Annotated in this window: 19 protein-coding genes; 11 read left to right on the forward strand and 8 right to left on the reverse strand. The window is 64.1% G+C overall.

What is annotated here, in order from left to right:
- The first annotated feature begins 75 nt into the window (after positions 1-75).
- Entirely contained in the window at positions 76-2,340 is a 2,265-nt protein-coding gene (locus POF53_RS16750; protein WP_203647731.1) for a putative bifunctional diguanylate cyclase/phosphodiesterase, read from the forward strand.
- Here the strand turns inward: POF53_RS16750 and POF53_RS16755 are convergent.
- The gene (locus tag POF53_RS16755; protein WP_203647732.1) at positions 2,240-3,127 is read right to left on the reverse strand and encodes an NAD(P)-dependent oxidoreductase; all 888 of its coding nucleotides are present in this window, start codon (positions 3,125-3,127) and stop codon (positions 2,240-2,242) included. The genes POF53_RS16750 and POF53_RS16755 overlap by 101 nt on opposite strands.
- 193 nt (positions 3,128-3,320) lie before the next feature.
- Between POF53_RS16755 and POF53_RS16760 the strand changes: the two genes are divergently transcribed.
- On the forward strand, positions 3,321-5,504 hold the full coding sequence (locus tag POF53_RS16760; protein WP_186735307.1) for a hypothetical protein: 2,184 nt from the start codon (positions 3,321-3,323) through the stop codon (positions 5,502-5,504).
- A 245-nt stretch (positions 5,505-5,749) separates the two neighbouring features.
- Here the strand turns inward: POF53_RS16760 and POF53_RS16765 are convergent, their stop codons facing one another.
- Complete coding sequence (locus tag POF53_RS16765; protein WP_062363838.1) at positions 5,750-6,055, reverse strand: DUF2288 domain-containing protein; 306 nt, start codon at positions 6,053-6,055, stop codon at positions 5,750-5,752.
- A gap of 357 nt (positions 6,056-6,412) precedes the next feature.
- Here POF53_RS16765 and POF53_RS16770 point away from each other — a divergent pair, with 357 nt between their 5' ends.
- The 7 genes from POF53_RS16770 to POF53_RS16800 all read left to right on the forward strand — a co-directional run bounded on the left by POF53_RS16770 (position 6,413) and on the right by POF53_RS16800 (position 14,031).
- Complete coding sequence (locus POF53_RS16770; RefSeq protein ID WP_186735311.1) at positions 6,413-7,528, forward strand: branched-chain amino acid ABC transporter substrate-binding protein; 1,116 nt, start codon at positions 6,413-6,415, stop codon at positions 7,526-7,528.
- A gap of 236 nt (positions 7,529-7,764) precedes the next feature.
- A complete protein-coding gene (gene livH, locus POF53_RS16775; RefSeq protein WP_028692119.1) occupies positions 7,765-8,688 on the forward strand; it encodes a high-affinity branched-chain amino acid ABC transporter permease LivH in 924 nt (307 codons plus the stop codon).
- Positions 8,685-9,941, forward strand: a complete 1,257-nt coding sequence (locus tag POF53_RS16780) for a high-affinity branched-chain amino acid ABC transporter permease LivM (RefSeq protein ID WP_028692120.1) — start codon at positions 8,685-8,687, stop codon at positions 9,939-9,941. Before livH ends, POF53_RS16780 begins: the two co-directional genes overlap by 4 nt.
- A complete protein-coding gene (gene livG / locus POF53_RS16785; RefSeq protein WP_084856089.1) occupies positions 9,938-10,705 on the forward strand; it encodes a high-affinity branched-chain amino acid ABC transporter ATP-binding protein LivG in 768 nt (255 codons plus the stop codon). Before POF53_RS16780 ends, livG begins: the two co-directional genes overlap by 4 nt.
- Positions 10,706-11,407: an ABC transporter ATP-binding protein gene (locus POF53_RS16790; RefSeq protein WP_203647733.1), complete on the forward strand. Its 702-nt coding sequence runs from the start codon at positions 10,706-10,708 to the stop codon at positions 11,405-11,407.
- A gap of 235 nt (positions 11,408-11,642) precedes the next feature.
- Positions 11,643-12,320: a COG3650 family protein gene (locus POF53_RS16795; protein WP_203647734.1), complete on the forward strand. Its 678-nt coding sequence runs from the start codon at positions 11,643-11,645 to the stop codon at positions 12,318-12,320.
- A 103-nt stretch (positions 12,321-12,423) separates the two neighbouring features.
- Positions 12,424-14,031, forward strand: a complete 1,608-nt coding sequence (locus POF53_RS16800; RefSeq protein ID WP_232855818.1) for an NAD(P)/FAD-dependent oxidoreductase — start codon at positions 12,424-12,426, stop codon at positions 14,029-14,031.
- A 75-nt stretch (positions 14,032-14,106) separates the two neighbouring features.
- Here the strand turns inward: POF53_RS16800 and POF53_RS16805 are convergent, their stop codons facing one another.
- Complete coding sequence (locus tag POF53_RS16805; protein WP_050704227.1) at positions 14,107-14,571, reverse strand: outer membrane lipoprotein; 465 nt, start codon at positions 14,569-14,571, stop codon at positions 14,107-14,109.
- A 146-nt stretch (positions 14,572-14,717) separates the two neighbouring features.
- Between POF53_RS16805 and POF53_RS16810 the strand changes: the two genes are divergently transcribed.
- Entirely contained in the window at positions 14,718-14,948 is a 231-nt protein-coding gene (locus POF53_RS16810; protein ID WP_028692125.1) for a hypothetical protein, read from the forward strand.
- 111 nt (positions 14,949-15,059) lie between these two features.
- Here the strand turns inward: POF53_RS16810 and pdxH are convergent, their stop codons facing one another.
- From pdxH to dinG, 5 genes are all read right to left on the reverse strand, one after another.
- The gene (pdxH, locus tag POF53_RS16815; protein WP_203647735.1) at positions 15,060-15,707 is read right to left on the reverse strand and encodes a pyridoxamine 5'-phosphate oxidase; all 648 of its coding nucleotides are present in this window, start codon (positions 15,705-15,707) and stop codon (positions 15,060-15,062) included.
- Positions 15,708-15,726: 19 nt separating this feature from the next.
- Positions 15,727-16,704, reverse strand: a complete 978-nt coding sequence (locus POF53_RS16820; RefSeq protein WP_498968616.1) for an OmpA family protein — start codon at positions 16,702-16,704, stop codon at positions 15,727-15,729.
- A gap of 99 nt (positions 16,705-16,803) precedes the next feature.
- Positions 16,804-17,949: a serine hydrolase domain-containing protein gene (locus POF53_RS16825; protein ID WP_234562502.1), complete on the reverse strand. Its 1,146-nt coding sequence runs from the start codon at positions 17,947-17,949 to the stop codon at positions 16,804-16,806.
- 169 nt (positions 17,950-18,118) lie between these two features.
- Positions 18,119-20,347, reverse strand: coding sequence for a hypothetical protein (locus POF53_RS16830; protein WP_498968618.1), 2,229 nt, complete (start codon positions 20,345-20,347; stop codon positions 18,119-18,121).
- Positions 20,348-20,428: 81 nt separating this feature from the next.
- Positions 20,429-22,573 (reverse strand): ATP-dependent DNA helicase DinG, encoded by a 2,145-nt coding sequence (dinG, locus tag POF53_RS16835; RefSeq protein ID WP_203647739.1) that lies wholly within the window; start codon positions 22,571-22,573, stop codon positions 20,429-20,431.
- A gap of 98 nt (positions 22,574-22,671) precedes the next feature.
- Here dinG and POF53_RS16840 point away from each other — a divergent pair, with 98 nt between their 5' ends.
- Complete coding sequence (locus POF53_RS16840) at positions 22,672-23,136, forward strand: CopD family protein (RefSeq protein ID WP_498968620.1); 465 nt, start codon at positions 22,672-22,674, stop codon at positions 23,134-23,136.
- Positions 23,137-23,920 lie beyond the last annotated feature (784 nt).

Genomic DNA, 23,920 nt, shown 5'->3' on the forward strand with positions numbered 1-23,920 from the left:
TTCCTATACTCCAGCAGGAACAGTCTCCATCCGTGCTTTTTGGGGACGAGTGAAGACTCGACGAAGAGGCCTGCAATGGAGTGGCTGGGACTGCAATTGTTCGCCGAGCTGCCGGCGACCGGACAGATCATCCTCGACTGTCGACACAACCCCTTCCTGGTGCTGCTCGCCTTTATCGTGGCCAGCGCCGCCTGTTTCGCCACGCTGGACATGAGCGAAAGGCAAAGCCACTGCGATGACCGTTTCGCCCGCCGGCAATGGCGGGTGCTCGGCGCCTGCTGCCTGGCCGGCGGGATCTGGGCCATGCACTTCATCAGCATGCTGGCGTTCCAGGCGCCGCTGGAGATCCACTTCGACGCGCCATTGACCGGCCTATCGCTGCTGGTGGCCCTGCTCGCCGCCTGGCTGGCGATGAACAGCCTCAACCGCAGCGAAATGCGCCTGCGCCACTACCTGCAGACCGCGCTGTTCATCGGCCTGGGCATCAGCCTCATGCACTACACCGGCATGGCCGCCCTGCAGACCAGCGCCCAGCAGTACTACCAGACCGGCCTGCTGCTCGCCTCCATCGGCATCGCCGTGCTCGTCAGCCTGCTGGCGCTGCTGATGGCCCGTTATTTCAACAAGGGCAGCGGCACCTTGCACCTGCTGCTCAAGTACGGCGCCAGCCTGTTAATGGCCGGCGGCATCGTGCTGACCCATTTCACCGGCATGGCCGCCATGACCCTGGTGATTCCTGGCGAAACCGCCCTGCGCCTGCCCTCGGCCGACAACAGTCTGCAACTGGCGCTGACCATCGCCGTCATCACCCTGCTGATCAGCGGTGGCAGCATCAGCGCGGCGCTGGCCGACAAGAAGCTGCAGAGCAAGGAGCACGACCTGCGCCGGGTCAATGTGCTGCTCAGCCAGCTCGACCAGGCCCGGGCCTCACTGCAGCAGGCCGCCCACTACGACGCCCTGACCAACCTGGTCAACCGCCGCGGTTTCAACCAGGTGTTCGCCGAGCGCCTGGCCGAGCAGGCCGCCCATGAGGGCATGCTGGCGGTGATGTTCCTCGATATCGACCATTTCAAACGCATCAACGACAGCCTCGGGCATGCCGCCGGCGACGAGCTGCTCAAGGTCATCGCCGACCATATCAAGGCCGCCACCCGCGGCCAGGACCTGGTGGCCCGCTTCGGCGGCGACGAGTTCTGCATCGTCACCAGTCTCAACAGCCGCGACGAGGCCCGTCACCTGGCCCAGCGCATCATGCAACGAATGAAGGAGCCGATCGACCTGGCGGGCCGGCGCATGGTGATGACCACCAGCATCGGCATCAGCATCTTCCCCGACGATGGCCAGAGCACCGAGGAACTGCTGAAGAACGCCGACCTGGCGCTGTACCAGTCCAAGGGCTGCGGGCGCAACAGCCTGAACTTCTTCAACAACGGCCTGAAGACCCGCGCCACCCTGGAGCTGCAACTGGAAGAGGAACTGCGTGTGGCGCTGTTCGAGGAGCGCGGCCTGTGCGTGCACTACCAGCCGATCTTCGACCTGCGCAGCGGCCAGGTCGCCAAGCTCGAGGCCCTGGTGCGCTGGCAGCACCCGCAACACGGCTTGCTCAGCCCCGACCGCTTCATCTGCATCGCCGAGGCCAATGGCCTGATCGCCGAGCTGGACCTGTGGGTGCTGCGCCGGGCCTGCGAGGATCTGGCCCAGCTCAATCGCCATGGCTACGGCGAACTGAAGGTCACGGTGAACTGCTCGGCGCTCACCCTCGGCCGCGAGGAGCTGGCCACCGAGGTGGAAATGGCGCTGTTCCAGGCCGGCCTGGCGCCGCGCCAGCTGGAGTTGGAGGTCACCGAGAACGCGCTGATGGGTGACATCCACCACACTATCAGCCTGCTCAAGCGCATCCGCGCCCAGGGCGTGGCGCTGTCGATCGACGACTTCGGTACCGGTTATTCCTCGCTGGCCTACCTCAAGCGCCTGCCGCTGGACGTGCTGAAGATCGACCGCTCGTTCATCCAGGACGTACCGGGCAGCCAGAAGGACCGGGAGATCGTCCAGGCGATCATCATCATGGCCCACACCCTGCACCTGAAGGTGGTCACCGAAGGCGTCGAGACCGTCGAACAGCATGAATTCCTGGCCAGTCATGGCTGCGACTACCTGCAGGGCTACCTGCTCAGCCGACCAGTGCCGCTGGCCGAACTGCGGCCGATCCTCGAACGGCTCGACCGCCAGCCGGGCGAGCTCAGTCCTTGTTGCGATACAGCGTTACCAGGGTCGCCGGATCTTTTTGCAGATAGCCCTGGCTACCGTGCAGGCGCATCAATTGCGCGGCGAGGCCACTGAGCGGCGTCGCCGAGCCCTGCTCGCGGGAGAATTTCACCGCGGTGTCGAGGTCCTTGAGCAAGGTGCGCACGTGCCACTTGACCGGCTCGAAGCGGCTCTCGGCCATTTGCGGGGCAAGGATCTGCAGCGGCCTGGAGTCGGCAAACCCACCCGCCAGCGCCTCGGCGATCAGCCGCGCATCGACCCCTGACTGCTCGGCCAGCGCCACTACCTCGGCGATTACCAATGCATTGCAGGCCACGATCATCTGGTTGCACGCCTTGGTCACCTGGCCGGCGCCCACCGCGCCCATGTGCGTCACCCGCTGGCCCAGGGTCTGCAGCACCGGCCGCGCCCGCTCAAGATCATCGGCCTCGCCACCGACCATGATTGCCAGAGTACCCGCCTCGGCCCCCGGCGTGCCGCCGGACACCGGCGCATCGAGCCAGGCCATGCCGCACAGGGCAGCCAGCTCGGCGGCCATCTCCCGGGTGGCGGTCGGCTCAAGGCTGGAGAAGTCCACCAGCAACTGACCGCTGCGCCCACCCTGGGCGACGCCCTGCTCGCCGAACACCACCTCGCGCACCACCGCCGTGTCGGCCAGGCACAACAGCACCATATCCGTCGCCTGGCACAGCTCGGCGGGGCTGGCGGCCAGTCGCGCACCGGCGGCGACCAGCTCGGCGCACTTGTCCGGGCTGCGGTTCCACACGGTCAGCGGATACCCGGCGGCCAGCAGCCGACGGCACATCGGCAGGCCCATCAGGCCGATCCCGGCAAACCCCAGCGAAGGCAATGCAGTACTCATGAGCGACTCCAGATTAAAGAAGCGTGACAAACGGACGATGCAATGCGGGTGCGAAGGGAAAAACCTTAGTCCGACTAAGGAAACCCCCTATCGCATAAGAAAAAGACGCACTGATAAAGTCGCGAAATTTCTCCGTGATGGCTAGATGATATTCATCACCGGGAAGCCAACCACTCCAGGCAAATGGCGCACTATGACCTCTACGAACACTTCTGCCAATGCGGCTCCCGAGCCGACCCTCAGCCCCACCTCGCTGACCGCCGGCAGTGCTCGAGACCTACCCGCCGCCCGCAGCACGCCGGCGCAACAGTACCTGTACTTCACCGAGCAGGACATCCAGCGCATCCTCGACAACCTCGACGGCCTGCGCGACCTGGTGTTTCCGCCGAACCTGCACGTCGAGGACGAGGACCAGCTGCGCCTGGAGCAGCAGTTCCCGTCGGTGTGCCTGATCGGCCTGGGCCGCTGCGGCTCGAACATCGCCCTGGACGTCGCAGAGCTGGTGTACAACGCCCGTACCTTCTTCCTCAACGAGTACAACAACGAGGACCGTTTCAAGGGCGAGGCCGGCTACAGCCCGGCGCGCTGGATCCGCCAGAACCTGCGCCTGGTGCAGAACAAGGCCGCCAAGCCGGTGTTCCTGGTCGAGCCGCTGGTGATGCTGGGCGATCTGGACAAGGACATCGCCGGGCGCATCCGCTTCTCGCGCAAGGGCGAGCGTGGCGGCTTCCTGCGCGACTACAGCAAGATGAAGATCATGGACCTGTCCGAGGTGCATGCCGGGGGCGCCGGCAACGCGCCGATCCTCGGCCAGTACCTGGCCAAGATCATCCTCAACAAGGACACCCAGCGCTTCTCCAGCGCCGACTGGAAGCTGATCCACTCGTACCTGATCGACTCCTGCGGCATCAAGGCCAACCAGTCGCGCCTGTACTTCTACATCTTCAGCGCCGGCGGCGGCACCGGCTCGGGGATGGCCTCGGAGTTCGGCCTGGCCCAGCAGTATTCATACATGAACAAGACCTTCGACACCAAGCCGGCCGACGAGAACGACGGCAAGAGCGGGCACTCGTTCGTCTTCGAGCCGATCTTCACCAGCGGCATCTGCGTGCTGCCCAACGCCTCCGATCACCGCAGCGAGATGTCCGAGGCGCTGCACATCAACGCCGGGCGCCTGCTGTGCAAGTACCTGTCGGAGGAATGGGACTTCTCGTACAACTTCGACAACGAAGACAGCAGCGAAGCCAGCGTCATGGGCCGGATCCGCCCGTGGAACGCGATGATGCTGATCTCCAACGACATCATGCGCTACGCCGAGGAGAGCGATGACGGCACGATCCAGAACATCGACGTCAACGCCATGGAGAAGCACGCCAACCAGTACATCTCCCAGCAGATCTTCAACATCCTCACCGCCCAGGCGGTGACCACCGACTACGACCAGAACTACTTCCGCCGCGCCGGCATCGACATCGGCGAGACCATCCGCCTGGACGCCAACGACCTGTTCATGAGCCTGGCAGGCCCCGTGGCCATTGCCTACGCCGAATCGGTGGTGCCGGAAGTGCCGCCAGCGGGCTCGGACAAGTTCAAGGTGTTCGAGCGCGAGCAGCCGCGCCTGGACATCGACGACCTGTTCTTCCGCTCCATCGACCTGCCGCACTTCAACAAGCAGACCCAGGCCATCGAGGGCATCAGCCTGCTGCCGATCGAGTCGCGCCGCTACCGTGCCGCGCTGGAGCAGTACCAGGCCTCGGGCTACGACGCCGCAGCCTTGCACGACCTGCACTTCTTCAAGAACTGCTCGTCGGTGGTGTCGATCGTATCCCTGCCCAAGGACTACAAGCTGTCGTACATGGACCTGAACCGGCTCAAGACCCACCTCAACAGCCTGTTCCCCAACACCACGCTCAAGCGCTACGCACTGGTGATCGGCGCCTCGGCCAACCTGTCGCTGACCACCCTGATCGCCAAGAGCCCGTGCCTGTCGGATGACTTCCTGACCCTGATCGTGGCGTTTATCAAGCGTTGCTTCGCGCGCAACCCGTACCGCTTCGACGACACCATGGACAACGCGATCCTGGAGTTCATCACCAGCGAGCACTTCGACGAGGACAGCATCGACGACCTGCTCAACGAGTTCGAGAACCCGGCGAAGATCCTCGACACCAACTGGTATGCGATCAAGCCGATGTACGAGAAGAAGTACCGCGAGCTGATCAACGACAAGAGCCGCTTCGTCTCGATCAACGACATCCGCCTGTCGCGCGAGTGCGTGAAGAAGGCGGTGAAGTACCTGCGCGAGATCTTCCGCCACCGCATCGGCAAGACCCGGGTGATTTCGCTGAACAGCCATACCGGGCGCGTGGATTACTGATAGAGCTGGGGCCACTTAGTGGCCCTTTCGCGGCACAAGGCCGCTCCTACAGGAAATCGCGCCCTCCTGTAGGAGCGGCCTTGTGCCGCGAAAGGGCTGCGCAGCAGCCCCATTTACGCATCCCGTAAACTGTTACCGCCCCGCCAAATCACCCCGCCACTGTTACCAACTTCCACCTTACGTGAGCGTCAACGCGCACCAACGTGAGGCGCCTGCGCGTTTTTGCGCACTAAAAAAGCGCGTGCTTATTCCGCTTTCTTCGCCTGGATCACGATGAACGGCGAAACCACCACCGCCCAGATCTCTGGATCGCGGGTTTGCAGGTCGAGCGCCTGCTCGGCGGAAACCGCCCCGACAGTGCCATCATTACGCCACTTGGCGAAGATCTCGCTGCGATTCTCGGCCATCGCCTCGGCAACGGTGATCAGGTCAAGGCTGGGGTCGACCCAAATCAGGTCACCCTTGGCCCAGAAACGCTCCAGGGCTTTCCACTCGATGACGGCGGTCTCGCCGAGCAATTTGGCATAGAGGGTGCTTACTTGATCAGTCATGGGTTTACCTGCGCAAAGATCGTCCAACAAAAAGGCCGGCATTTTTGCAGAAAAACCTGGTTTCAAATACGTAATTTGGTCGATCAGGCCCGAACTTGTGGGGGCGGGCCGCAGATACCGGCAAAGTGATGGCGCTTTTCTGTATCTTTATGTCGACCAGGCGACACCCCTCGAAACAGACGCTTTTCGCCCGCTTTTCAAGCGCTCGGACAGCGCTCTACACTGTACCGGTACAGTTCCGGGACATGTTCCGGGGGAAGGTGGGCTTACGGCATGGCGTAGCCAGGCCGAAATCCCGCCCGGTCTGTAGCCCTGGCCTCAGGACTATAAGAATTACAACAGAATGAGTGGAGCACTATGATCAAGATTTCCAAGCTGTTTGCCGCGATGGTTCTGGCCGGAGTCGCCAGCCATTCGTTTGCCGCCGACACCATCAAGATCGGCATCGCCGGTCCCAAGACCGGGCCGGTGACCCAGTACGGCGACATGCAGTTCGTCGGCGCCAAACAGGCCATCAAGGACATCAACGCCAAGGGCGGCGTCGATGGCAAGATGCTCGAAGCCAAGGAATACGACGACGCGTGCGACCCTAAACAGGCCGTGGCCGTCGCCAACAAAGTGGTCAACGATGGCGTCAAGTACGTGATCGGCCACCTGTGCTCCAGCTCCACCCAGCCTGCGTCCGACATCTACGAGGACGAAGGCGTGATCATGATCACCCCCGCCGCCACCTCCCCGGACATCACCAGCCGTGGCTACAAGATGGTCTTCCGCACCATCGGCCTGGACAGCGCCCAGGGCCCGGCCGCTGGCAACTACATCGCCGACCACGTCAAGCCGAAGGTCGTCGCGGTCCTGCACGACAAGCAGCAGTACGGCGAAGGCATCGCCACCGCGGTCAAGACCACCCTCGAGAAGAAAGGCACCAAGGTCGCCGTCTTCGAAGGCCTGAACGCCGGTGACAAGGACTTCTCCTCGATCATCCAGAAGCTCAAGCAGAACAACGTCGACTTCGTCTACTACGGCGGCTACCACCCAGAGCTGGGCCTGATCCTGCGCCAGGCGCAAGAGAAGGGCCTGAAGGCCAAGTTCATGGGTCCGGAAGGCGTGGGTAACGACTCCATCTCGCAGATCGCCCAGGGCGCCTCCGAAGGCCTGCTGGTCACCCTGCCGAAGTCGTTCGACGCCGACCCTGCGAACAAGGCCATCGTCGACGCCATCAAGGCCGACGGCAAGGACCCGAGCGGTCCGTTCGTGTTCCCGGCCTATTCGGCTGTCCAGCTGATCGCCGAAGGCATCAAGGCCGCCAAGTCCGAAGACACCGACAAGGTGGCTGCCGCCATCCACGCCGGTACCTTCAAGACCCCGACCGGCGACCTGTCCTACGACGCCAAGGGCGACCTGAAAGACTTCAAGTTCGTGGTCTACGAATGGCACTTCGGCAAGCCGAAGACCGAAGTCTCCCCTCAGTAACTGCGTGACTAATAGCTGACCGAGAAGCCCACTGTGCGAGCAGTGGGCTTTGTTTTACGAGGTTCTATGGACCTGATTCCCGTGATCCGGGAGCCGGTTCACCTGAAAATCTTAAAACCGTCACCCGCGGTTTCCTGGTTGTGCCCGCACAAGATCACGTGGCGTAGACCACGAGAACATGGGCCGGGGTCATCCCCCGCCAGAGAAATGCAAATCAGGTTTTTAGGAGCGCTGTAATGCCTGAGATCTACCATTTCCTACAACAACTGGTTAACGGATTGACCATCGGCAGTACCTACGCGCTGATCGCCATCGGTTACACGATGGTGTACGGCATCATCGGCATGATCAACTTCGCCCACGGCGAGGTGTACATGATCGGTTCCTACGTGGCCTTCATCGCCCTTGCCGGGCTGGCCATGATGGGCATTCACTCGTTGCCGATCCTGATGACCGTGGCTTTCGTCGCCACGATCTTCGTCACCAGCGCCTACGGCTACAGCATCGAACGGGTCGCCTACCGGCCGCTGCGCAACAGCAACCGGCTGATCCCGCTGATCTCCGCCATCGGCATGTCGATCTTCCTGCAGAACACTGTCCTGCTGTCGCAGGACTCAAAAGACAAGTCCATCCCCAACCTGATCCCCGGCAGCTTCTCGTTCGGCCCGGGGGGCGCTGAGGAAGTACTGGTCTCGTACATGCAGATCCTGGTGTTCGTGGTGACCCTCGTCGCCATGACCTGCCTGACCCTGTTCATCTCCCGTTCCCGCCTGGGCCGCGCCTGCCGCGCCTGCGCCGAGGACATCAAGATGGCCAACCTGCTGGGCATCAACACCAACAACATCATCGCCCTGACCTTCGTCATCGGTGCCGCGCTGGCGGCGGTGGCGGCCGTGCTGCTGAGCATGCAGTACGGGGTGATCAACCCCAACGCCGGTTTCCTGGTGGGCCTGAAGGCTTTCACCGCGGCGGTACTGGGCGGCATCGGCAGCATCCCGGGCGCCATGCTCGGCGGGCTGGTGCTGGGCGTGGCCGAAGCGTTCGGCGCCGACATCTTCGGCGACCAGTACAAGGACGTGGTGGCATTCGGTCTTTTGGTTCTTGTCCTGCTGTTCCGGCCGACCGGCATCCTGGGCCGCCCGGAGGTTGAAAAAGTATGAACAGAAATCTCAAACAGGCGTTCTTCAGCGCCTTGCTGGTCTGGGCCGTGGCCTTCCCGGTGCTGGGCCTGAAACTCAGCATCGACGGCATCAGCCTGATCGTGCACAGCCAGGGCTCGTTCACCATCAGCATCATCGCCGCTTGCTCGGTGCTGATGTTCCTGCGCGTATTGTTCGACAAGCAGTGGAGCGCGGTGATGGGCCGCCGCTCGGAGCGCAAGCTGGTTCCACCTTCGGTGACCAACTTCCTCACCCTGCCGAAGACCCAGCGCTGGGTCATCATGGGGCTGATCGTGGCGGCGCTGATCTGGCCGTTCTTCGGCTCGCGCGGCGCGGTCGACATCGCCACGCTGATCCTGATCTACGTGCTGCTGGGCCTTGGCCTGAACATCGTGGTAGGGCTTGCGGGCCTGCTCGACCTGGGTTACGTCGGTTTCTACGCCGTCGGCGCCTACAGCTACGCGATGCTCTCGCACTACCTGGGCTGGAGCTTCTGGGTATGCCTGCCGATCGCCGGCCTGATGGCCGCCACCTTCGGCTTCCTGCTCGGTTTCCCGGTGCTGCGCCTGCGCGGTGACTACCTGGCGATCGTGACCCTGGGCTTCGGCGAGATCATCCGCCTGTTCCTGCGCAACCTCACCGACTGGACCGGCGGCCCCAACGGCATCAGCAACATCCCCAAGCCTGAGTTCTTCGGCCTGACCTTCGAGCGCCGCGCCGCCGAGGGGATGCAGACCTTCCATGAGTTCTTCGGGCTGGAATACAACTCGATCAACAAGGTCATCTTCCTCTACCTGGTGGCCCTGCTGCTGGCACTGCTGGCGCTGTTCGTCATCAACCGCCTGCTGCGCATGCCGATCGGGCGCGCCTGGGAAGCGCTGCGTGAAGACGAGATCGCCTGCCGTGCGCTGGGCCTGAACCCCACCGTGATCAAGCTCTCGGCGTTCACCCTGGGTGCCTGCTTCGCCGGTTTCGCCGGCAGCTTCTTCGCCGCCCGCCAGGGGCTGGTGACACCGGAGTCGTTCACCTTCATCGAGTCGGCGATCATCCTCGCCATCGTCGTGCTGGGTGGCATGGGTTCGCAGCTGGGCGTGATTCTCGCGGCCATCGTGATGATCCTGCTGCCGGAGATGATGCGTGAGTTCAGCGAATACCGGATGCTGATGTTCGGTGCGCTGATGGTGTTGATGATGATCTGGCGTCCGCAGGGCCTGCTGCCCATGCAACGTCCGCACATGGAGCTGCCTCGATGAGCCGCGAAATTCTGCAAGTCAGCGGCCTGAGCATGCGCTTCGGCGGCTTGTTGGCGGTCAACGGCGTGGGCCTGACCGTCAAGGAAAAACAGGTGGTCGCACTGATCGGCCCGAACGGTGCCGGCAAGACCACCGTGTTCAACTGTCTGACTGGCTTCTACAAGCCCAGCGGCGGCACCATCCTGCTCGACGGCCAGCCGATCCAGGGCCTGGCCGGCCATCAGATCGCCCGCAAGGGCGTGGTGCGGACCTTCCAGAACGTGCGCCTGTTCAAGGAAATGACCGCGCTGGAAAACCTGCTGATCGCCCAGCACCGCCACCTGAACACCAACTTCTTCGCCGGCCTGTTCAAGACCCCGAGCTTCCGCCGCAGCGAGAAGGAGGCCATGGAGCGCGCGCAGTACTGGCTGGAGAAGGTCAACCTGACCGAGTTCGCCAACCGTACCGCCGGCACCCTCGCCTACGGCCAGCAACGGCGCCTGGAAATCGCCCGCTGCATGATGACCCAACCGCGGATCATCATGCTCGACGAACCGGCCGCCGGCCTCAACCCCAAGGAGACCGAGGACCTCAAGGCCCTCATCGCCTACCTGCGCGAATCCCACAACGTGACCGTGCTGCTGATCGAGCACGACATGAAGCTGGTGATGAGCATTTCCGACCACATCGTGGTGATCAACCAGGGCACGCCCCTGGCCGATGGCACGCCGGAAGAGATTCGCGGCAACCCTGATGTGATCAAGGCCTACCTGGGGGAGGCGTAAATGCTGAAGTTCGAGAACGTTTCCACCTTCTACGGCAAGATCCAGGCGCTGCACAGCGTCAACGTGGAGATCAACCAGGGCGAGATTGTCACCCTGATCGGTGCCAACGGCGCCGGCAAGTCGACCCTGCTGATGACCCTCTGCGGCTCGCCCCAGGCGAGCAGCGGCAGCATCAAGTACCTGGGCGAGGAACTGGTCGGCCAGCCGTCCTCGCACATCATGCGCAAGAGCATCGCGGTGGTGCCGGAAGGCCGCCGCGTGTTCTCGCGCCTGACCGTCGAGGAGAACCTGGCCATGGGCGGTTTCTTCACCAACAAGGGCGACTACCAGGAGCAACTGGACAAGGTCCTGCAGTTGTTCCCGCGCCTTAAGGAGCGCTACATCCAGCGCGGCGGCACCATGTCCGGCGGCGAGCAGCAGATGCTGGCCATCGGCCGGGCGCTGATGAGCAAGCCCAAGCTGCTGCTGCTCGACGAGCCGTCCCTGGGCCTGGCGCCGATCATCATCCAGCAGATCTTCGACATCATCGAACAGCTGCGCCGCGATGGCGTGACCGTGTTCCTGGTGGAGCAGAATGCCAACCAAGCGCTGAAGGTCGCCGACCGGGCATATGTGCTGGAGAACGGCAAGGTGGTGATGCAGGGTACCGGTGAAGCGTTGCTGACCGATCCGAAGGTGCGCGACGCATATCTGGGGGGTTGAATGATCAAAGGGCCTTCGCAAGGCCCTTTTTTCTGCCTGCCAGGAATATATCGCCTATGCCGGCCTCTTCGCGGGCAAGCCCGCTCCCACAGGTACATCACTGCATACAAGGGTGGTGATGAACCTGTGGGAGCGGGTTTACCCGCGAAAGGGCCGACACACGGTCCACTTGTGATCAGCGCCCAGCCTCGGTACCGTGGCCCGTTATTCTGCAAAGTCTCCCGGAGCCCGCCCCATGCGCCTCACCCCTTCCCTGCTGCTCACCGCCTTGCTGCCGCTGTTCACCGGCTGCCAGATGCTGGCCGAAAAACCGGTAGACCCGAACCTGGGCACCACCCGCATGCAAGGCGAACTGAGCGCGGCCGGCGGTCATCTGCTGTTCAAGCCCTGCAGCGAAAGCCGCCGCTTCATCGTCAACGACGCCGCCGCCACCGGCATCCTGCAGGAAGCCGCCAACCTGGCCGACGACGCCGGTGACAAGCTGTTTGCCGACGTCCGCGCGCGCATGACCGGCAGCAAGCAGGCCGGCAGCGACGGCCAGCTTGACGTGACCCGCCTGTACCGCCTCGAAACCTCCGAATATTCCGGCTGCGAAGACCCGAACTTCAGGCAACTGACCCTGCGTGCCGGCGGCCACGAACCGGACTGGGACATCAAGGCCAGCGGCAAGGGCATGGTGCTCAACCGCATCGGCCAGGATCCGCTGGCGCTGCCTTACCTGGAAGAGGCAATGCCCGGCGGCGGCCTGAGCCTGTCCAGCGAGGCCAATGGCCAGCGCGTCGAGCTGTGGGTCGCGCCGCAACGCTGCGTCGACGGCGCCACCGGGGCCATCCGCCACCTCAAGGCCGAACTGCGCATCGACGGCAAGACCCTGCAGGGCTGTGCCTACTACGGCGGCGCCCGCGACCTCTGATCACCAGGCGCTTTTATCCTGCCTGTCGGGGCGGCTAACAGCTTATACTTGGCGGTTTGTGTAAAGCCGCCGGCCGCCCATGGCCGGGATACTGGACCCTGCCATGCTACGAATCACCGAACTGAAGCTGCCCCTGGACCACTCCGACGACGAATTGCGCGCCGCCATCGTCCAGCGCCTGGGCATCAGCGATGAGCAACTGCTCGGCTTCACCCTGTTCAAGCGCAGCTACGATGCGCGCAAGAAGAACAGCGAGCTGCTGTTCATCTACACCATCGACCTTGAAACCAGCAACGAAGACGAACTGCTGCGCCGCTTCGAAGGCGACGGCAAGATCGGCGTGGCCCCGGACGTCAGCTACAAGTTTGTCGGCCAGGCCCCCGCCGACCTGCCTGCGCGCCCGATCGTGGTCGGCTTCGGCCCCTGCGGTATCTTCGCCGGGCTGCTGCTGGCGCAGATGGGCTTCAAGCCGATCGTGCTCGAGCGCGGCAAGGAAGTGCGCCAGCGCACCAAGGACACCTGGGGCCTATGGCGCAAGAGCGTGCTCAATCCCGAGTCCAATGTGCAGTTCGGCGAAGGCGGCGCCGGTACCTTCTCCGACGGCAAGCTGTACAGCCAGATCAAGGACCCGAACCACCACGGTCGCAAAGTGCTGGAAGAGTTCGTCAAGGCCGGTGCCCCGGACGAAATCCTCTACATCAACAAGCCGCACATCGGCACCTTCCGCCTGACCAGCATGGTCGAGAAGATGCGCGAGGAAATCATCACCCTGGGCGGTGAGGTGCGCTTCGAGCAGAAGGTCACCGACCTGCTGGTGGACGGCGAGCAGCTCACAGGCGTGGTACTGCAAAGCGGCGAACAGCTGCACTCGCGCCATGTGGTCCTTGCCCTGGGCCACAGCGCCCGCGACACCTTCCGCATGCTCCACGCCAAGGGCGTGTTCATGGAGGCCAAGCCGTTCTCGGTCGGTTTCCGTATCGAACACCCGCAGTCGCTGATCGACAAGGCGCGCCTGGGCAAGTACGCCGGCCACCCGAAACTCGGCGCCGCCGACTACAAGCTGGTGCACCACGCCAAGAACGGCCGTTCGGTCTACAGCTTCTGCATGTGCCCGGGCGGCACCGTGGTCGCCGCCACCAGCGAACCGGGGCGCGTGGTCACCAACGGCATGAGCCAATACTCACGCAATGAGCGCAACGCCAACTCCGGCATCGTCGTCGGTATCGACCCCGAGCGCGACTACCCGGGCGGCCCGCTGGCCGGCATCGAGCTGCAGGAGCGCCTGGAGGCCCATGCCTACGTGATGGGCGGCAGCAACTACCAGGCACCGGCGCAGCTGGTGGGTGACTTTGTCGCCGGCCGTCCGTCCACCGCACTGGGCAGCGTCGAGCCGTCCTACAAGCCGGGCGTGACCCTGGGCGACCTGGCCCCGAGCCTGCCGGACTTCGCCATCGAGGCAATCCGTGAGGCGCTGCCGGCCTTCGACCGCCAGATCAAGGGCTACAACCTGCACGACGCGGTGCTGACCGGCATCGAGACCCGCACCTCGTCGCCGCTGCGCATCACCCGTGATGCCAGCTTGCAGAGCCTCAACCTCAAGGGCCTGTTCCCGGCCGGCGAAGGTGCGGGCTACGCTGGCGGCATTCTCTCCGCCGGCGTGGATGGCATCCGTATCGCCGAGGCGGTGGCGCGGGACATGCTCGGCCTGTAATCGCATCGCGGCTACAGGTAAAAGAAAACCCCGAACAGGCCTGGCCCGTTCGGGGTTTCTTTATATGAGCCGGAATCAGTGAGTGACGCGGCTGGTGCCATCGACGGTCATGATGCGCACACGTTCGCCCACGCGGAAAACCTCGTTCTGCTGCACTTGCTGCACATAGGCGCGCATGCTGCCATCGTCTTCACGCACGGTGATCTCGACCCCCTGGGTGCGGGTCAGGCCTTCTTCGGCGGCAGAGCCGGCCAGACCACCGGCCACGGCACCGATCACCGCAGCCACGACGCTGCCACGGCCGCCACCGATGGCGCTGCCGGCGACGCCACCGACGATGGCGCCAGCACCACCACCGATCGGGGTCTTGGTGCCTTCGATCTTCACCGGACGCAGGGATTCGATGGTACCCATGCGCACGGTCTGCACGCGGCGGGCCTCATCACGGGAGTAGCTGTCGCCGGTCAGCGACGACTGGCAGCCGCCCAGCAGCAGCGACACGGTGGTGAAGCTGGCCAGCAGCAAAGCGGATTTACGCATGGGTCAATCTCCATAAGACAGGTGTCCATTAGACTCCGCGCCTTGACAAGTGTCACGGCGCAAACGTTATAAAATTGTTTTCATTCAGCCCAGGTACAGCCTGCGCCGACTGTGTGGCGGGCTTTTACGTTCGACCAAGGATAGCCATGGATTACTTCATCGTCGTCGTGGTGACGATCGCCGGCCTGTATTTTCACGGGTGGCTGTATGTGCGCATGCGTCGCTGGATGGACCGGGACCTGGCGCTGTCACTGGCCGGGGAGGATCCGGCGAAGCGGGATTTCATGCTCAAGCTGCTGGAGCGGGCACGGGTGGAGAAGGTGCGGCGCAAGGAGTTGGCGGCGTGGCTGGAGCGGGAGGCGGCGGGGTATCGGTAATGCTGGGGCTGCTTTGCAGCCCATCGCGGCACAAGGCCGCTCCTACAGGGGTTACGCGATCCCTGTAGGAGCGGCCTTGTGCCGCGATGGGCTGCGCAGCGGCCCTGGATGTCAGGGTGCCAAACGCTCGCGCAGCCACTGGCCATCGACCAACCGGAAGTTCAGCCGGTCGTGCAGACGACTGGCACGCCCCTGCCAGAACTCGACACGCTCCGGCACCAGGCGGTAGCCGCCCCAGTGTTCCGGGCAATGCGGTTGGGTGTCGGAAAAGCGCGCCTCGGTGGCCTTGACCAGCCCTTCCAGTTCCTCGCGGTCGGCAATCACCCGGCTCTGCGGCGACGCCCAGGCGCCCAGGCGGCTGCCTAAAGGACGTACCTGGTAGTAGTCATCCGACTCCTTGGCCGTGACCTTTTCCACCCGCCCTTCGATCCGCACCTGACGCTCCAGCGCCGGCCAGAAGAAAGTCATGGCCGCGAACGGGTTCGCCGCGATGTGCTGGCCCTTGGCGCTTTCATAGTTGGTGAAGAACGTGAACCCTCGGGCATCGAGGGCCTTGAGCAACAGCACCCGGCAATGCGGACGGCCATCGGCGTCGACGGTCGCCAGGGTCATGGCGTTGGCTTCCACCGGCAGCTGCTCGGTCTTCAGCGCATCGGCGAACCAGTGGTGGAACAGCGCGAACGGCTCCCCCGGGGCCTGGGCTTCAGCCAGGCCATCACGGGTGTAGTCGCGGCGCATATCGGCCAGGGATTGGGTCATGACTGCGTTTCCTTGACGATCAGTTGGTCTTCGCAGGGCTGTTGGCGGCGACTTTCTTGTCGGTGGCGGCCTTCTTCGCGGCGGGCTTGGCCGGAGTGGCTTTCTTCTTCGCGGCGGTGCTGGCCTTGGCAGGCGCCTTGGCCTTGGCGGCCGGCTTTTTCGCGGCTGGCTTGGCAGCGGCCTTGGCGGCTGGTTTAGCCGCCGGGGCCTTGGCGTCCTGGGTGGCGACCATTGCCGCCGGGGCTGGCGCCGGGGCGGCCTGCTGGTACTTGGCCAGCAGCGCGATCATGGTGTTCTGCGGGGTCAGCAGCAGCTCGACGCGGCGGTTCAGGGCGCGGCCCTCTGCGCTGTCGTTGGCGGCGCGCGGCATCACCGAGCCCATGCCCTTGAGCATCAGGCGGTCACGCTGCAGGCCGCTGAGACGGAAGATCGCCGACACCGAAGCAGCGCGCTCGAGGCTGAGCTTCTGGTTGGCGGCGGTGGCGCCGCTGCTGTCGGCGTGGCCAAGCACCAGCACGGCGGTCTTGGTGTCGGTCTCGATGGCCTTGGCCACCTGGGTGATCGGGCCGAGGGTGACCGGCAGCAGCATGTTCGGACGGTCCGGGTTGTAGGAGCTGTCCACCGGAATGGTTACCGCCAGCACATCTTCACGGCGTTCGAGTTCAAACTTGCTGCCCTTGATCGCCTCGCGGACCTTCGGCTCGTACTGGTCGAGCCAGGCCTGGGTGGCCTTCTGGTCGATCTTCGGCACCGCCGCGACCTTGTCCTTTTTCTCATCGCTACCGAACGGCCACCACCAGCGGCTGGCGCTTTCGGACTTGGCATCAGCCTTGGCGACGTTTTCGACGACGGCCTCCTTCACTTCCTTGTCGGCGACCTTGTCGGTGCCGAAGGGCCACCAGTTCAAGCCACTGTCCTTGGCGGCGTCCTGGGAATGGCTGGCGCAGCCGGTCATGGCCAGGCACAGGGCGAGTGCTAAGGTTTTATGTGAAGACATCAGCGATACACCATGAAATAGAAAGAAATTTTGCCCATACGCGTCAGGCGTTGGCATTGAGGATAGTCAAAGGGTCCGGGCAATACCCGCGTTACCCGATCAAAGGCAACTGCCAAGGACCCGCACCAGGCGTTGGGCGCGCGGGTCCATCAGCACGTAGGGGCCCAGGGTATTGGTGACGAAGCCAAAGGCCACGTCGTGTTCGGGATCGGCAAAACCGACCGAGCCGCCCGCACCGGGATGGCCGAACGCCCGTGCGCCAAGGCCGAAGGTGGCGTTGGCCAGCTCCGGCTGGTCGAGCATGCAGCCCAGGCCGAAGCGGGTCTGGGTCAACAGGGTGCGGTCCTGGCCGAGGCTGTGCTCGCGGGTGAGTTCGTCAAGCAGTTCGGACTCCAGCAGGCTGCCGTCGAGCAGGCCGGCATAGAAGCCCGCCAGGCTGCGGGCGTTGCCGTGGCCATTGGCCGCCGGCTGCTGCATGCGCCGCCATTCGGGCTTGTTGGTGCTGGTGAGGATCGCCGGCGGGTTGGTGAAGGCCCGGGTGGACAGGGCCTCGGGTTCGCGCAGGGTGACCTGCAGCAGGCGCTGGGCCGCGGCATCGCCGGGGTTACCCTTGCCGCGGGCGATATGCGCCACGCGGTGGAATTCGTCGTCCGCCAGGCCAACATGGAAATCCAGCCCCAATGGCCGGGCGGTTCGGGCCACGATCGAGTCGCCGGGGCCGCGACCGTCGGCGCGGCGGATCAGCTCACCGATCAGCCAGCCATAGGTGATCGCCGCATAACCGTGTTCGCTGCCGGGCGTCCACCAGGGCGCTTCGGCGGCCAGGGCATCGACCATGGTCTGCCAGTCGTACAGCGCCTCGGCTGGCAGCAGCTCACGGATGGCCGGCAGGCCGGCGCGATGGCTGAGCAGCTGGCGCAGGGTGACCTGCTCCTTGCCGGCCTGGGCGAACTCCGGCCAGTAGCGTGCCACCGGCGCATCGAGGGCCAGCTTGCCCTCGCCCACCAGTTGCAGGGCGGTGACGGCGGTGAAGGTCTTGGTGCAGGAGAACAGGTTGGCGATGGTATCGCTGTGCCAGGCCTCGCGGCCGTCCTTGTCGGCGCTGCCGGCCCACAGGTCGACCACGGTCTCGCCGCCAACCTGGATGCACAATGCGGCACCACGTTCCTGGGGATCCTCGAACAACGCGGCGAAGGCATCGCGCACCGCCTCGAACTTCAGCTCATAGTGACCCTGGATCTGCACCCGACTACCTCTCTGTACGACCTGGCTTGCAAAGGGGTGCATTGTTTCAGTAGTTGGGCGATTTGCAAACTGGATATGGCTGGGTGGTTGTCAGGGGCGTCCTTGTTCCCTGATGGAACGCTATCGCGGGGCAAGCCCGCTCCCACGAAAGCGCTCCCAGGGACAGCGCTCATTTTTTGGGGGCGGGCTTGTCCAGTTCGGTGCGTAGCTGCGTGAGGATCTGCAGGTTGCTCCGGCGCACGGTTTCGACGAAGCCCGGGTAGCTCACGTCGGTAATGGCCACCAGGCCCAGGTGGCCGTTTTCGCCATCCAGCAGCCTGCCGCTGGCCGGTTGGTCGAGATACTGGAACCAGTGCGCGCCGACGATCATCGGTTGGGCCATGGCGGCCTTGAGGAAGTTGGCATAGGCCGGGCCCCGATCCTCCTCGCGGGCCACTTCAAGCGGGCCGGGCCAGAACGGACCGCGATCGCGGGAGCCGAACTGGAACTCCGAGACCAGCACCGGCTTGTCCAGCTCGGCCAAACGGGCGAAGTCATAGCCGTCATCTGGCTTCAAGGTATAGAAGTTGAAGCTCAGCACATCGCAGAACCTGGCGCAGGCCTTCACCGCCTCGGGCGTGCTGACCGCATAGCGCCCGCCCAGCAGCAGATGGTTGGGCGCATGCCATTTCAGGGCATCGGAAATGGTCTTGAAATAGGTTTCGGCAAACACCTGCTGGAAATACTGGTAGTCGCGCTCGATTTCCGGGTGCTCCGGATTGGGCAATGGCGCCTCGAACCCTGGGTCTTCCATCAACTCCCAGGCGGCCAGCTCGATCCCCCAGGCCTTCGACAACCCTTGCTGGTTGCGGTATTTGTCGCGCAACTGCTTGAGGAAGGCACGCTTGGCCGGCACATCGGTGGTCAGGCGCAAGGTGCCATAGGCCAGGCCGTAGCGTGCCTTGGGGTCGTCGCCGGGGGCGGCCCAGGCCAGTTCGTTGTCGGCGAAGTAACCGATCAGCCAGGGGTCGTCGCGGTGATCCCGGGCGGCGATGGCCACGGCGCGCTCAGTGGCCATGGCGAAGCGCGGGTCGAAAGGGTCGGGCATGCGACCCCACCAATCCATGCCGGTGCTGATGCTGGCGTAGTCACCAACGATCGACAGCGGCAAGGTGAACGGCAGGCGCCTGGCTTGAGCGAGCGCCGGGTCGCTCCAGTTGCCGAGTGTGTTGAAGCCCCAGGCCTGCAGGCGATCCAGGGTGTGGGCCTGCCAGCGCAGTTCGTCCAGGGCCGGCGCCGGGCAGGCCGTGCCATCCTGCGGGCAAGGCTTGCCGTACGTGCGCTGCAGGTTGGCCGCATAGAAATCGAACCAGCGCCCTTGCTTGAATCCCCGGCCTTGGGACGAGGCATTGCCGTCGTCGTTGTTGCCTTCGCCGTAGAAGGCAGTCAACGCATCGCCTTCGCCCGGCAAACCCTTGAACATGCCTTCGCGACCGGCAACATAGGTGCGCCCACCATCGGCGGCAACGGCATTGACGCCGAGCGAATAGAACGGATGCCCGTCCGGCGTCACCAGGTACCAACGCCCGTCGCGTTTCTCGGTGCGGAAGAAGCCCTTGGCTTCGAAGGCCGGCCCCGCGAGCAGACCGCCATAGGTGTCCAGCTTGAGTTTTTCGCGCTCAGCCAACCAGGCTTTGAGCAATGCCTGTTCGCGGTTGTCGGCGGCCTTGAGCTGCTCATCACCGACGATCTTCTCCGGCCAGCGGCCACGGGTCGATTGCCCATAGGCATCGATCAATTCGCTGTAGGCAGCCTTGAACGCCTGGTCGTCATCCTGCAGGCCGACCTTCTCGATCAGCAGGCTCTGGGCCACCTTGGGGCCGGGAATGCTCAGGCTGACCGAAGTGACCTGCGCCAGGTCCACCGCACCTTCGCTGCTGGTGAGCAGCAGGCGCTGTCCTTCGAAAGTCCAGGGCATCGGAGGCCCGGCGCGCATGCCCCGGCTCAATGGTGAACTGGCCTTGAGCGGAATCATCACGGTCTGTGCGGGCCCAGCCGGCAGATCGATACGGCTGGTGAGGGTGCGCCCGTCGCTGCTTTGCACCGTCACATCGACGGTCAGCGCCCAGTCCATCCCGCTCTGCAGGCGCAGGGTCAGTGCCTGGCCGGTGCTCCAGTCCCACGCTCCGCCTTGCGGTGCGAGGCGCAGGGTCGGCTGCGCCACCGGGTTGAACACCACCCGCCGCAACACTTCGCCTTCGGCTGTCTGTTCCGCGTTGTACTGCGGCAGGCTGGCGTCCTGGGTGACGACATTCACCACCGAGGCCGGGCGCACGAAACTGAACAGCGTCTGTTGCCCGGCCAGCAAGGGCGCACTGAACAACAGGGAGAACACGACAGGCAGGGTGCGGCGGATCATAGGGCGGTGACTCTCCTTCGGAGCCCGTCATGGGCTCACAATCGAGTAATGGACAACGGGATGTGCGTCTTGCTCCGACGCTCAGCCGATTTCCCGTCGGAACGGTGGCAGCGCATTGAGGATAGCCTTGCCGTAGCGCTGCGTGACCAGACGGCGGTCGAGCAAGGTGATGACGCCTCGGTCCTGCTCGGTGCGCAGCAGCCGTCCGCAGGCCTGGATCAGGCGCAGCGAGGCGTCGGGTACGGCGATTTCCATGAACGGGTTGCCGCCACGGGCCTCGATCCACTCGGCCAACGCGGCCTCGACCGGATCATCCGGCACGGCGAAGGGGATCTTGGCGATCACCACGTGCTCGCAGTAGGCACCCGGCAGGTCGACACCCTCGGCGAAACTGGCCAGGCCGAACAGCACGCTGTGCTGGCCGTCGTCGACCCGCGCCTTGTGCTTGTTCAGGGTCTCCTGCTTGGACAGGTTGCCCTGGATCAGCACCAGCTTGCGCCAGTCGCGGTCCAGGCCATCGAACACGTCCTGCATCTGCTTGCGCGAGGAGAACAGCACCAGTGCGCCACGCGCGTCCTCGACGATGCCCGGCAGCTCGCGGATGATCGCCGCTGTATGGGCCGTTGCGTCCCGCGGGTCGGCGCCCAGGTCCGGCACCCGCAGCAGGCCGGCGTCGCCATGCACGAACGGACTGGGCACCACGCACTGCACCGCGTCGCGGGGCAGGCCCGAACGCATGCGGAAACGGTCGAATTTGCCCAGGGCAGTGAGCGTCGCCGAAGTCACCAGGGCGCCATAAGCGACGTTCCACAGGCTCTTGCGCAGCATCTCGGCGGCCAGGATGGGGCTTGCATTGACCTCGATGTCGAACAGCGCGCCGCTTTCGGCCAAGGTCAGCCAGCGGGCCATGGGCGGATTGTCTTCCGGGTCTTCGGCGGTGAAGGCGGTCCACAGTTCCCAGTTACCCTGGGCGCGGGTCACCAGGCTGCCGAACAGCGGGTACCACTCCTCGGCCTGGTGGCTGGCAATCCCGATGTTGTTCTCGCCGTCCATGCCTTCCTTGAGCAGGTCGGCCAGGCGGGTGAACAAGTCGTTGAGGCGGGCGAAGCCTTTCTTGAGCTCGATGCCGACTTCGCGGATCTGCTCCGGCACCACGCCACCTTCGAAACGGTAGCGCGGGCGGTCGCGGCCTTCCATGTCCTCGCCGGCGCGGAAATCCGCCACCTGCTCACAGAGGGTGAACATGAACTGCTGCTGGGTGCGGACCTCACGCGCCAGCTCCGGAACCTGCTCGATGTACTTGCCAAGGTCGCCCGGCAACGGATGCTGGGCCAGCAGCTTGGTCAGGTTCTTGGCGGTCTGCTCCAGCCAGTCGGCGGTGGAGCGCAGGCGCGAATAATGGGCGAAGTGGCCGATGGCCTTGTCGGGCAGGTGGTGGCCTTCATCGAACACGTACATGGTGTCGCGCGGATCGGGCAGCACGGCGCCACCGCCCAGGGCCAGGTCGGCCAGGACCATGTCGTGGTTGGTGACGATCACGTCGACCTTGCCCATGCCTTCACGGGCCTTGTAGAACACGCACTGCTGGAAGTTCGGGCAATGTCGGCCGGTGCACTGGCCATGGTCGGTGGTCAGGCGAGCCCAGTCCTGGTCTTCGACAGCCTCCGACCAGCTGTCGCGGTCACCGTCCCAGCGGTTGCCGGCGAGCTTCTCGATCATGCTGTTGAACAGCTTCTGGCTGCGCTCGTCGACCTCGATGCGAAAGCCTTCCTCCTCGAACAGCTGGGCGGTGGCCGACTGGGCATGGCCTTCCTGCAGCAGGACGTCGAGCTTGGACAGGCACAGGTAGCGCCCGCGCCCCTTGGCCAGGGCGAAGCTGAAGTTCAGCCCGCTGTTGCGCATCAGGTCGGGCAGGTCCTTGAAGACGATCTGCTCCTGCAGGGCCACGGTCGCGGTGGCGATCACCAGGCGCTTGCCGGCGGCCTTGGCGGCGGGGATTGCGGCCAGGCTGTAGGCGACGGTCTTGCCGGTGCCGGTGCCGGCCTCGACGGCCACCACGGCGGGCTCACCGGCACGGCGGCCGTCGTCGTCGCAGGCGATGTCGCCGAGCACCTTGGCCACTTCGGCGATCATCAGGCGCTGACCGTAGCGTGGCTTGAGGCTTTTGGCTTCGAGGAAACGCGAGTAGGCGCCCTGGATGGTGGCTTTGAGTTCGTTGCTGATCATGGTCTGCAGGCGCCCGGAGGGCTGGATATATTTTCAGTGTTTCGCATGGGCCGGCTATCATACCCCGCTATTGCCCTTTGTGCCGCATGGAGATCCGGATGCTTGCCTTTGCCCTGCCCTACACCTTGCATGTCCTGGCTGCCCTCGTCTGGGTCGGGGGGATGTTCTTCGCCTGGCTGGTGCTGCGGCCGGCAACGGTTGTCGCGCTGGAGGGGCCTGCGCGGCTGCGGTTGTGGGTGGAGGTTTTCCAGCGGTTCTTCAGATGGGTCTGGCTGGCGGTGGCGGTGTTGGCTGTCAGCGGGGTCGGGATGATTCACCTGCGGTTTGCCGGGTTCGAGACCGCGCCTCGTTACGTGCAGGTGATGATTGGCGGGGGGATTGTCATGTTTGCGTTGTTCATGCGGGTTCAGTCTTTGTTGTTGCCTGAACTGCGGGCGGCGGTGGAGGCTGGGGATTGGGCTTCGGGGGCTGGGGTGCTGGGGCGGATTCGGCGGTTGGTGGGGGTTAATTTGTTGATTGGGGTTTTGGTGGTGGGGGTGGCTAGTTCGCGGGTTTGGGTTTGAGGGGTTCGGGTTCCTTGGTGATTGTTTTGGTTTTTGTATGCGCATTCGTAGGTGATGTCGACATTTAGTCACCTTTTCGCCTTTACGGCGACCTACTTATCTCTAGGGAAAAGTAGGCAAAACCGTTCCGCTCCGTTCATCCGTCCCGCTCGTGGCGGGATTCCCTCACGCCATTGTTTGCTCCCGGGAGGACCGCGCTGAACGCCCCATCCTGGGGCGCAGCGCTTGACGGCCATCCATGGCCGTCACCTCCCTTCGCAAGAACTCCGCTCGGCCTCCTGAAGTCGCAATTGGCGGCGCCTGGACTATTCCGCGTTTAGAAGCAAGAGCAAGAGCAAGAGATGCGAAGTTATTTGTTTTACAGTTATTTATATATTGGCTGTTCCGGCCCATTCGCGGGGCAAGCCCGCTCCTACAGGGTTATATATAACGGCGACTGTCGTGTAGGAGCGGGCTTGCCCCGCGATGCGATCGAGAGATTAATTAAATTTCAACTAGCGACAGCTGCGCTAGTTCAGGCGCCGCCCGTAACTTCGCGACTTCAGGAGGCCGAACGCAGGCCTTGCGAAGGGAGGTGACGGGCATGGATGCCCGTCAAGCGCTGGGGCCCAGGATGGGCCCTGCAGCGCGGTCCTCCCGGGAGCAAGGCCGGAGTGAGGGAACCCGGAGCGAAGCGTAGGGCCGGATGAATGGAGCGAGGATTTTTTGGTGACTTTTTGATCCTTCAAAAAGTTACCCGCCGTAAGGGCGGAAAGGTGAATAAGCGTCAACATCGCAAATGAAT

It is taken from the genome of Mitsuaria sp. RG (assembly GCF_028369275.1).
Classification (GTDB): domain Bacteria; phylum Pseudomonadota; class Gammaproteobacteria; order Pseudomonadales; family Pseudomonadaceae; genus Aquipseudomonas; species Aquipseudomonas peradeniyensis.